This window comes from Pseudomonas mandelii (assembly GCF_002251635.1).
In the GTDB taxonomy this organism is placed as follows: domain Bacteria; phylum Pseudomonadota; class Gammaproteobacteria; order Pseudomonadales; family Pseudomonadaceae; genus Aquipseudomonas; species Aquipseudomonas mandelii_B.
Genome location: NZ_NMOJ01000246.1, coordinates 66,402 through 75,810, shown reverse-complemented (window position 1 = coordinate 75,810; position 9,409 = coordinate 66,402). Strand labels below are relative to the sequence as shown.

The following is a 9,409-nucleotide window of genomic DNA, read 5'->3' as shown; positions in this document are numbered from 1 at the left end:
GCCGACCAAGGCAACCTGCTGGACCTGCCGAACATCTGCTTCATGGGCACCAACGTCGTCAGTGGTCGCGCCAAAGCCGTAGTAGTCGCCACCGGCCCACGCACCTACTTCGGCTCCCTGGCCAAAGCGATTGTCGGCTCGCGGGTGCAAACCGCTTTCGATCGTGGTGTGAACAGCGTCAGCTGGCTGCTGATCCGTTTCATGCTGGTGATGGTGCCGATCGTGTTCTTCCTCAATGGCTTCTCCAAAGGTGACTGGGGCGATGCGTTCCTGTTTGCACTGGCGGTCGCCGTTGGCCTGACCCCTGAGATGCTGCCGATGATCGTCAGCGCCAACCTGGCCAAAGGCGCCAACGCCATGGCCAAGCGCAAAGTCGTGGTCAAGCGCCTCAACGCGATCCAGAACTTCGGCTCNATGGACGTGCTGTGCACCGACAAGACCGGCACCCTGACCCAGGACAAGATCATTCTNGAGCACCACGTCGACAGCAACGGCCGGCGTGACGACACGATCCTCGAACTGGCGTGGCTCAACAGCCATCATCAGAGCGGTCTGAAAAACCTGATGGACCAGGCCGTGGTGCAGTTCTCNAACGCCAATCCCAAATTCAGGGTGCCGTTCGCCTACAGCAAGGTCGACGAGTTGCCGTTCGACTTCGTCCGTCGGCGCCTGTCGATCATCGTCAAGGACAGCCGCGACGATCACCTGATGGTGTGCAAAGGCGCGGTCGAGGAAATGCTGAGCATCGCCAGCCATATTCACGAAAACGGCACGGTCGTGGCACTCGATGCACAGCGCCGCAAAGACCTGCTGGCCCTGGCCAACGAGTACAACGAGGACGGTTTCCGGGTGCTGCTGGTCGCCACCCGCGAGATCCCGAAAGCGCAGAGCAAAAACCAGTACAACACCGCGGATGAGCGCGAGCTGGTGATTCGCGGTTTCCTGACCTTTCTCGATCCACCGAAGGAAACCGCAGGCCCGGCGATTGCCGCACTGCAACAAATCGGCGTGACCGTCAAGGTGCTGACCGGCGACAACGCCGTGGTGACGTGCAAGATCTGCCGCGAAGTCGGGCTGGAACCCGGTACGCCGCTGCTCGGGCCAGACATCGAGAACATGGACGACACCACGCTCAAGCTGCGAGTCGAAGAACGCACGGTGTTCGCCAAGCTGACGCCGCTGCAAAAGTCCCGGGTACTCAAAGCGTTGCAAGCCAACGGCCACACCGTGGGCTTCCTCGGCGACGGCATCAACGATGCACCGGCGCTGCGTGATGCCGATGTGGGCATTTCGGTGGACAGCGGCACCGACATCGCCAAGGAATCGGCCGACATCATCCTGNTGGAAAAGAGCCTGATGGTGCTGGAAGAAGGCGTGCTCAAGGGCCGCGAAACCTTCGGCAACATCATGAAGTACCTGAACATGACCGCCAGCTCGAACTTCGGCAATGTGTTCTCGGTGCTGGTGGCCAGTGCGTTTATCCCGTTCCTGCCGATGCTGNCGATCCACCTGCTGCTGCAAAACCTGATGTACGACATCTCCCAGCTGGCCTTGCCATGGGACAAGATGGACAAGGAATACCTGGCCAAACCGCGCAAGTGGGATGCGAAAAACATCGGCCGCTTCATGATCTGGATCGGGCCGACCTCGTCGATCTTCGACATCACCACCTTTGCATTGATGTGGTACGTGTTCTCCGCCAACAGCGTGGAAATGCAGACCCTGTTCCAGTCCGGCTGGTTTATCGAGGGGCTGCTCTCGCAAACCCTGGTCGTGCACATGTTGCGTACGCNNAAGATCCCGTTCTTCCAGAGCACGGCGGCGTTGCCGGTGATCCTGATGACCGGGTTGGTGATGGCGCTGGGTATCTACATTCCGTTCTCGCCACTGGGCACTTTGGTCGGCCTGCAACCGCTGCCGTGGGCGTACTTCCCTTGGCTGGTCGGCACCCTGCTCAGCTACTGCGTGTTCGCGCAGATCATGAAGACGATTTACATCCGCCGCTTCAAGCAGTGGTTCTGATGGCCTCAGCCCCCGAAATTCGGGGGCAAACCCAAATCACCTGAACACCCTAACCCCTGTGGGAGCGAGCTTGCTCGCGATAGCGGACTGACATTCAAAAAAGAAGTCGTCTGACACACCGCCATCGCGAGCAGGCTCGCTCCCACAGGGAATTGCGTTAAGCCTTATCGAAAAAGGGAGAGTCCTGATGTCGGGAACGACTCTACTGATCAACCTCGCAGGCTCCATCGCACTTTTGCTGTGGGGCACTCACATGATTTCTTCGGCGTTGTTGCGCGGCTTCGGCACGCCGCTGCGCCAGTGGCTGGGCCACAACTTGAACAACCGCTGGATGGCGCTGCTTTCAGGCATCGGCATCACCGGCATCCTGCAAAGCAGCACCGCCGTCAGCCTGATGGCGACGTCGTTCACGGCCGCCGGGACCCTGGGTCTGGCGCCGGCGCTGGCGGTGATGCTCGGCGCCAATATCGGTTCGACACTGGTGGTGCAACTGCTCAGCGTCGACGTTTCAATCCTCACACCCATCGTGTTGCTCGCCGGTTTGATGGTGTTCCGGCTTCGCGATGACTCGCGCTACGAAAGCGTCGGCTGTGCGCTGATCGGTCTGGGGCTGATGTTGTTGGCCCTGCGCATGCTCGGTTCGACACTGGCGGAAGTCGAAGGCGCGCCGGTGTTCCAGCTGATCATGCAGAGCCTGGACGGCGATCTGCTGATTGCGTTGCTGGTGGCGCTGATCCTCACCTGGCTGTGCCATTCCAGCGTGGCGGTGGTGTTGCTGATCGTCTCGCTGGCCGCCACCGGCCTGCTGTCGGGAACCACCCTCGTCGCGCTGGTGCTCGGGGTGAACATTGGCGGTGCTTTGCCCTCGGTGATCAATGCCGGTTCGAGCGTCGGCCGGCGCTTGCCGCTGGGTAATCTGCTGGTGCGTGCGGTCGGCGCCCTGGTGGTGTTGCCTTTCGCCGGGCTGCTGGCCGAGCTGAAGCTGGAGCCGTCGGTGCTCGTGGTGTCGCTGCACACGGGTTTCAATCTGCTGCTGGCGCTGGTGTTCATCGGCCTGACCGATGTGCTCGCCAAAGGACTGACCCATCTGCTGCCGGCCCCCGAGCGGGATGTCGATCCGGGCATGCCGCACTACCTCGACGAAGCGGGTCTGGAAGTGGCCAACATCGGCCTGTCCAACGCGGCCCGGGAAGCGTTGCGCATGGCCGACATGCTCTCGGCAATGCTCGGCCGCCTGGTGCAGCTGTTCCACACCTCGGTGCCCGCCTGTGCCGATGAAGTGCGACGCGTCGATCAGTCCCTGGACCTGCTGGGTGCGGCCATTCGCGCTTACCTGGCGGACATCGGCAAGGAAGGCATCAGTGACAGCGATGCCGATCGCTCCCAGGAAATCCTGCTGTTCGTGATCAACCTCGAACATGCCGCGGACATTCTTTCCAGCAGCCTGACGCAGTTGGCCATGCGCCGCTTGCGCCGTGGCGAACAGTTCTCGGCGTTCGAGCTGGGCAACATCGCACCGCTGCACGACGCGCTGCTGGAAAGCCTGAGCCTGGCCATCACCGTGTTCCTGCGCGAAGACATTCCCACCGCGCACCACTTGATCCATCGCAAGGAGACCGTCAGAAGGCTCGAAGCGCACGCCAGCCGCGAGCACTTTCGCAAGTTGCAGGAAGACAAGAACACCTGGGCGGAATCCGGCGACATCTTCCAGCGGGTCCTGCGCGATTACCGCCGTGTGCATCACCACATCGCCGCCCTGGGCTATCCGCTGCTGGAGCGTGCCGGCGAGCAACCGGTCGAGAGCACCGACCTGAGCAAGGAGAATCCCTCATGCGCCTCTTGATCTGCGCGGGCCGCTATTACGCCGACAGCCGTCTGTGCCGACGGGTCCTCGACGCCTTCCAGCGCCTGCACCCGGTGCGTGTGCTGATCCATGGCGGTAATCAATACCTGGGCGGTGACATTGAAGAGTGGGCCCGGGAACACGGCGCCGACATCGTGCGCTACCCGCCCAACTGGCAGCGCCACGGCAAGTCGGCTGAACGCCTGCGCAACCACTTCATGTTGCTCGACAGCCGACCTGACGTGGTGATCGCCCTGCCCGGCGGGGAAGACACCGAAGAGCTGGTCGCCCAGGCCCGGACGGCCGGTTTGCAAACCCTATCGGTAGAGGATCGGGGGCTGACCGCCGCCGCCATCAAGTAACTTCGAGATAAATTTCATGCAAAAACCCACTCGTCTATTCGCGTCCTTCGTGCGCAGTCTGCCAGCCGCTCAAGGCCGGCGCCTGCGCCGCAATCTGTTGTTCGTCAGCGTCACCCTGAGCCTGATTGCGGTGCTCAGCATCATCTCCAGCGCCAACGCTGCCGGCGGTGCGTATACGGTGGATGACGCCGGAATCAATGCGCCCGGCGAATGCAACATCGACACCTGGTATCAGAACGGTCGGCACGGTTCATCCAGTACCAGCGTGGTGTCACAGGACTGCACGCTCAAAGGCCTGCCCAACGTACAACTCGGCGCCGCCGTGCAGCACAGCCGCGACGACGGGGACTCGGAAAACCAGTTGAGCCCGCAATTCAAGGCGCAACTATTCTCACGGGAAGACCTTGGCCTTGAGTGGGCGCTGGCGGGTTCGACTCACTTTGCCTTCAATCGGGCCCACGCCTTCGATGGCGTCGACCTGAATCTGCCATTCACCTACCAACCGATCGAAACCCTGCGCCTGAACCTCAATGCCGGCTGGAGCCATGCCTATGACGATGGCGAGCAAAACCATCGCTGGACCTGGGGAACCGGCGTCGAATACGACCTGGCCCGTTCCCTGACGCTGATTGCTGAACGCTACGGCCAACAAGGCGGCGAACAGGCGTGGCAGGCCGGGCCGAGGTTGCATGTCGGTGAGCGCATCGACGTCGATCTGGTGGTGGGCCGCAACTTGACGGGGGAGCGCGATCAGTGGCTGACCACTGGAGCAACGCTGCGGTTTTGAACGATAAGATGCGGATAACGCATCGACAGGGAACTCCTGACGTTCACCGGGCATCCTAAATGATGAGGTACTTCCTTTTTTGCTTCACGCTTCAGAGGACACCGCTATGCGCCGTCTGATTATCATCTCCTCATTCATGTTGTGTCTGCCCTTCGGTTCGGCCTTCGCCAAAGTGGACGCAGGCGATGTCGCCACCTCTGCGGGGGTTTCCGCATCGCTGTACTCGACGTTCAAGGACCACAAACTGGCGATTCCCGCCCGTGATGACGCCTCCAGCTTCGTGGCCAGTGGCGGTACGATTCGCGGTGTGTACCTGGAGTCGGTGTTGAATCAGATTCGCCAGGAAAATCCCGGACTCAAAGCCAGCGACGAAGAGCTCGCCAGAGCCATCCTCATCCAGGAAGGCGCTGCTGCTGGCCAATGAAGGTTGAAAAGGTAACGGTGGGGCTCGGGACAGCCTGATAGTCTCCAGCCCTGCCCTTTTGCTTCACCCCGCGGACAAGCGCGCCCACCCGGCCACCAGCTGCGCGCTGATGCTGACCCCGCCACACACCACAATCACCACGTCATGGGCTTCGGCGATCGCCGGATGGTCCAGGTACGCCACCGCCAATGAAACACCGCATGCCGGTTCGACTAACTGACGCAGGTCGTTGGCGTAACGCACCACGCCCATGATCGCCTCGTCATCACTGAGCACCACGCATTCGTGAGGAAAGTCGAGGATGTGCCGCACCGGCCACGCGGCCACTTTCGCAGCGCCCAGCGATGTCGCAACGGTGTCGATACGCGGCAGCCTGACGGGATGTCCGGCCTCGATGGCGGCGGCAAATGAGGCCGCGCCTTGGGTTTCGCAGGTGATGATCCGGCAGTCCATGCGATGGTGGCGAATCAATCCGGTCAGCAGGCCCGCCAGCAATCCGCCGCCACCCACCGACGTCACCAGCGCATCGACTTGTGGGCAATCCTCGAGGACTTCATCAATCAGGGTGCTGTGCCCTTCCCACAACACGGGATGATCGAAGGCTGGCACGTATTCGGTATCTGCATCCTGTGAAAGCGCTTTGGCCCGTTGGTTGGCCTCATCCCAGACCTTGCCGTGAACAATGACCTCGGCGCCGGTTTTCCTGATCCTGGCGCGGGTGGTTTCCGGGGTGGTGTGCGGCACAATAATGCAGGCTTTCAGGCCTAGGGCAGCGGCGGCCATGGCGGTGGCAAAACCAGCGTTGCCGCCGGAAGGACAGACGACTTTGCGCTTGCCCTGGGCCTTTGCCTGACTGCACAGAAGGCCCATGCCGCGTAATTTGAACGATCCGCTGGGTTGCAGGTTTTCCAGCTTGAGCCAGATGCGCCGGGTCGGCGTTGACAAGCCTGGGTGCAGAATCAAAGGCGTTCTGATGTGAAGCATTGTGTGCTCCCTTTGGCAGCACCGGCTTGTCGAGGTTTCGACGAGCCGGTGATGAACGATCCTTATCCAAGCTTAGTTCACCCTGCCCCAGGGTTATCGGTTTACCGGTAGCGCGGTGCCGCTGATGAGTGGCCGAAGGAGCCTGACAGCACTTGGCGCTGGGCTTCGTAAGCGTCCCATTTGTCGCCCTCGTGCAGGCCCGGAATGGTCACCACTTCACCCTTCGCCAGGCCGACCAGCGCGGCATCGACCATGTCCTCGGCGGACATCACGATCTCTTGCGGCAGGTTTTCCACCGGGTTGCCGGCCTCGCTCCAGAAGTCGGTGGCGGTCGCGCCGGGCAACACCGCCTGAACGCGAATGCCCTTGTCGGCCAACTCATGGTGCATTGACTGACTCAGGCCCAGCACGAAGGCCTTGCTCCCGCCGTAAACGCCGTTGAGGATTTCCGGAGCGACGGCGACGATGGAGGAAATGTTGATCACGGTGCCGGTGCCCCGTGCGACGAAGCCAGGCACCACGGCATAGGACAGACGCATCAGCGCGGTGACGTTGAGGCTGATCATGGCTTCCATGTCGTCCACCGGGCTGCCGAGCAACGGCATCACTGCGCCAACACCGGCGTTGTTGACCAGCAAGGTGATACTCGCGTCGTTGCGCAGAATGCTTTCAACTCGCAGCAGGTCGGCCTTGTCTTTGAGGTCGGCAGCGACCACTTCCACGGCGCGGCCGGTTTCGTTGCTCAGATGATTGGCCAAAGCGTTGAGTTTGCCCTGGCTGCGGGCGACCAGAATCAGGTCGTAACCCTGCCGGGCGAGACGGTCGGCGTAGACCGCGCCGATGCCAGACGAAGCGCCAGTGATCAGTGCAGTGCCTTTGGATGAAAGGGCCATGTTCAATTTCCTTCACAGTAAGGCGATAAGGTCGCCGGGTGTGAACCGTTATAAATTGACTGACGCTCGTCTCAAATGACGTTTAAAGTACGTTTTTCGGACATTGGCTTTGAGGGCACCATCATGACTTCCGTGGCGTTCGTGGTTTTCGAGGGGTTCCAGTCCATGGCGCTGGCGGCGATGCCGGTGTTCGAATACGCCAACTTCAGCGCTGGTGAAGCGCTTTATGAGGTCAGCGTGATCTCTGAGGATGGCCGTTCCTTAAGGGCTTCCGGCGGTTTGAGTGTCGGCACTCAGGCGTTTGATAAGCGGGTGTTTGACACCGTAATCGTGGTCGGCGGCGATTCGATTCTCGAGCAGGCGCCCGAGGGTGTGTTGGCGTACCTGCGCGACAGCGTGAAAACTGCCCGGCGCACGGCGTCGATCTGCTCGGGGGCATTCGTGCTGGCCCAGGCCGGCCTGCTCGACGGTCGGCGGGCCACCACGCATTGGGCCTATGCGCGGGATCTACAAGCGCGGTTTCCCTCGATCAAAGTGGAAGATGACCGTATTTACGTGGTCGACGGTTCCATCTGGACCTCCGCCGGCATGACCGCGGGCATCGACCTGGCGCTGGCCATGGTTGAAAAGGATCATGGCGCCGACCTGGCCCGTGCCGTGGCGCAGAAACTGGTGATGTACCAGCGCCGCGCGGGTGGCCAGTCGCAGCATTCGGCCTTGCTGGAACTGGAGCCGAAATCCGACCGTATTCAGACCGTCCTCGGCTACGCCCGGGAACACCTGACATCGGCGTTATCGGTGGAGCAACTGGCGGAAGTGGCACGCCTCAGCCCACGGCAATTCAGCCGGACGTTTCGCGCCGAGACCGGGCAGTCCCCGGCCAAGGCCATCGAAAACCTGCGCCTGGAGGCGGCGCGGCAAATGCTCGAGCGCGGACGGCTGACCCTCGACCAGATCGCCGCCGAGGCGGGCTTCACCGACCGTCGCCGCATGCGCGAAGCCTTCCTCCGGGCGTTCGGCCAACCGCCGCAGGTGATTCGGCGTAATGCCAGGTCGCCGATGACGGCATAAGCGTCAGGGCGCGGGAAGCGCTGCTCGCAGGTCGACCGCTTGATAAAGCGGCATCAGCCGCAGGGCCACGCCATCGGCCAGGGCCATTGGCATCAGCCTTTGCATCGCCACCTCGAATGGGTCCATCCACGCAGGCATGGGGTGCAAGCCCTTGTCGAGCGGCTCGAAAAAATCATCCCAGTGGATCGGAATCACGAGCACCTCCCGGGGGTGTTTTATAAGCCAGCATTGAATGGCCCATGCGCCTTTCCTTTTGCCTGATCGAACCGTTCACTCAGGCTAGCCCAAACCGGCGAATCGGCATGACCTTCTACACTGAGGAGATCGCTCAACAACTGGAATCGGTGCTCATGAAAATCTCGGCCAGGCTGGCGTTTTTCGCCATCGTTTCCACCCTCGCCTACCTCGGTCTCGCGGTGTGGGGGCTGGGCGGGTTTGCGGCGTTTTTCGCCCATGCGCCGCTGGTGGTGGTTGCCGTCGCAACCTTGGTGATGGCCGTGGCCTCGCTGTTCACCGAGGTCAACCTGAGCTCCGGCGAACGTGAAGACCGGGCCAATCGCTGGGTGCTGCCGGCGTTCGGCATCATCGGAGTTTTGAGTGGGTACCTGCCGGCCTACACCGACCGGATCGATTTCTGGACCTTCGGTGGCGTGGGTGTGCGCTGGGTGGGGGCGTTGCTGTTCATCGTCGGCGGCGCGTTGCGGATGTGGCCGGTGTTTGTGCTGGGCAAGCGGTTTAGCGGGTTGGTGGCGATTCAGCCGGGGCACAGTCTGGTCACCGACGGGATTTATCGTCGCTTGCGCAACCCCAGTTACCTGGGGATGTTGGTCATCGCCGTGGGCTGGGCGCTGGCGTTTCGCTCGGGGGTCGGGTTGCTGCTGGCGGCGCTGACGGTGATTCCGTTGATTGCCCGGATTCACTCGGAAGAGGCGCTACTGAGGGCACAGTTCGGGGGTGAATATGAGGCGTACTGCGCCCGTAGCTGGCGGCTGATCCCCGGGTTTTATTAGCACCGAAAATCCA

10 protein-coding genes are annotated in these 9,409 nt (G+C 61.8%); 7 read left to right on the top strand and 3 right to left on the bottom strand.

Going from position 1 to position 9,409, the window contains the following annotated elements; translation table 11 throughout:
• The 5 genes from mgtA to B7L09_RS30365 all read left to right on the top strand — a co-directional run.
• On the top strand, positions 1 to 2,022 hold a 2,022-nt coding region (mgtA, locus tag B7L09_RS30385; RefSeq protein WP_094471903.1), incomplete at its 5' end, for a magnesium-translocating P-type ATPase.
• Between the two features lie 187 nt (positions 2,023 to 2,209).
• Positions 2,210 to 3,865: a Na/Pi cotransporter family protein gene (locus B7L09_RS30380; protein ID WP_094471902.1), complete on the top strand. Its 1,656-nt coding sequence runs from the start codon at positions 2,210 to 2,212 to the stop codon at positions 3,863 to 3,865.
• Positions 3,853 to 4,227, top strand: coding sequence for an SLOG family protein (locus tag B7L09_RS30375; protein ID WP_094471901.1), 375 nt, complete (start codon positions 3,853 to 3,855; stop codon positions 4,225 to 4,227). Before B7L09_RS30380 ends, B7L09_RS30375 begins: the two co-directional genes overlap by 13 nt.
• A 16-nt stretch (positions 4,228 to 4,243) precedes the next feature.
• Positions 4,244 to 5,014 (top strand): PA4824 family protein, encoded by a 771-nt coding sequence (locus B7L09_RS30370; RefSeq protein WP_094471900.1) that lies wholly within the window; start codon positions 4,244 to 4,246, stop codon positions 5,012 to 5,014.
• Positions 5,015 to 5,120: 106 nt separating this feature from the next.
• Positions 5,121 to 5,438 carry a DUF2388 domain-containing protein gene (locus B7L09_RS30365; protein WP_094471899.1) on the top strand — a complete coding sequence of 106 codons (318 nt, stop codon included), beginning with the start codon at positions 5,121 to 5,123 and terminating at the stop codon, positions 5,436 to 5,438.
• Positions 5,439 to 5,501: 63 nt separating this feature from the next.
• Here B7L09_RS30365 and B7L09_RS30360 read toward each other — a convergent pair whose 3' ends face one another.
• Positions 5,502 to 6,422, bottom strand: coding sequence for a pyridoxal-phosphate dependent enzyme (locus tag B7L09_RS30360; RefSeq protein WP_094471898.1), 921 nt, complete (start codon positions 6,420 to 6,422; stop codon positions 5,502 to 5,504).
• A gap of 101 nt (positions 6,423 to 6,523) precedes the next feature.
• Complete coding sequence (locus B7L09_RS30355) at positions 6,524 to 7,315, bottom strand: SDR family NAD(P)-dependent oxidoreductase (RefSeq protein WP_094471897.1); 792 nt, start codon at positions 7,313 to 7,315, stop codon at positions 6,524 to 6,526.
• Between the two features lie 123 nt (positions 7,316 to 7,438).
• Between B7L09_RS30355 and B7L09_RS30350 the strand changes: the two genes are divergently transcribed.
• Positions 7,439 to 8,386, top strand: coding sequence for a GlxA family transcriptional regulator (locus B7L09_RS30350; protein WP_094471908.1), 948 nt, complete (start codon positions 7,439 to 7,441; stop codon positions 8,384 to 8,386).
• A gap of 3 nt (positions 8,387 to 8,389) precedes the next feature.
• Here the strand turns inward: B7L09_RS30350 and B7L09_RS30345 are convergent, their stop codons facing one another.
• A complete protein-coding gene (locus B7L09_RS30345; RefSeq protein WP_094471896.1) occupies positions 8,390 to 8,581 on the bottom strand; it encodes a hypothetical protein in 192 nt (63 codons plus the stop codon).
• Positions 8,582 to 8,736: 155 nt separating this feature from the next.
• Between B7L09_RS30345 and B7L09_RS30340 the strand changes: the two genes are divergently transcribed.
• Positions 8,737 to 9,396 carry a methyltransferase family protein gene (locus B7L09_RS30340; RefSeq protein ID WP_094471907.1) on the top strand — a complete coding sequence of 220 codons (660 nt, stop codon included), beginning with the start codon at positions 8,737 to 8,739 and terminating at the stop codon, positions 9,394 to 9,396.
• Positions 9,397 to 9,409 lie beyond the last annotated feature (13 nt).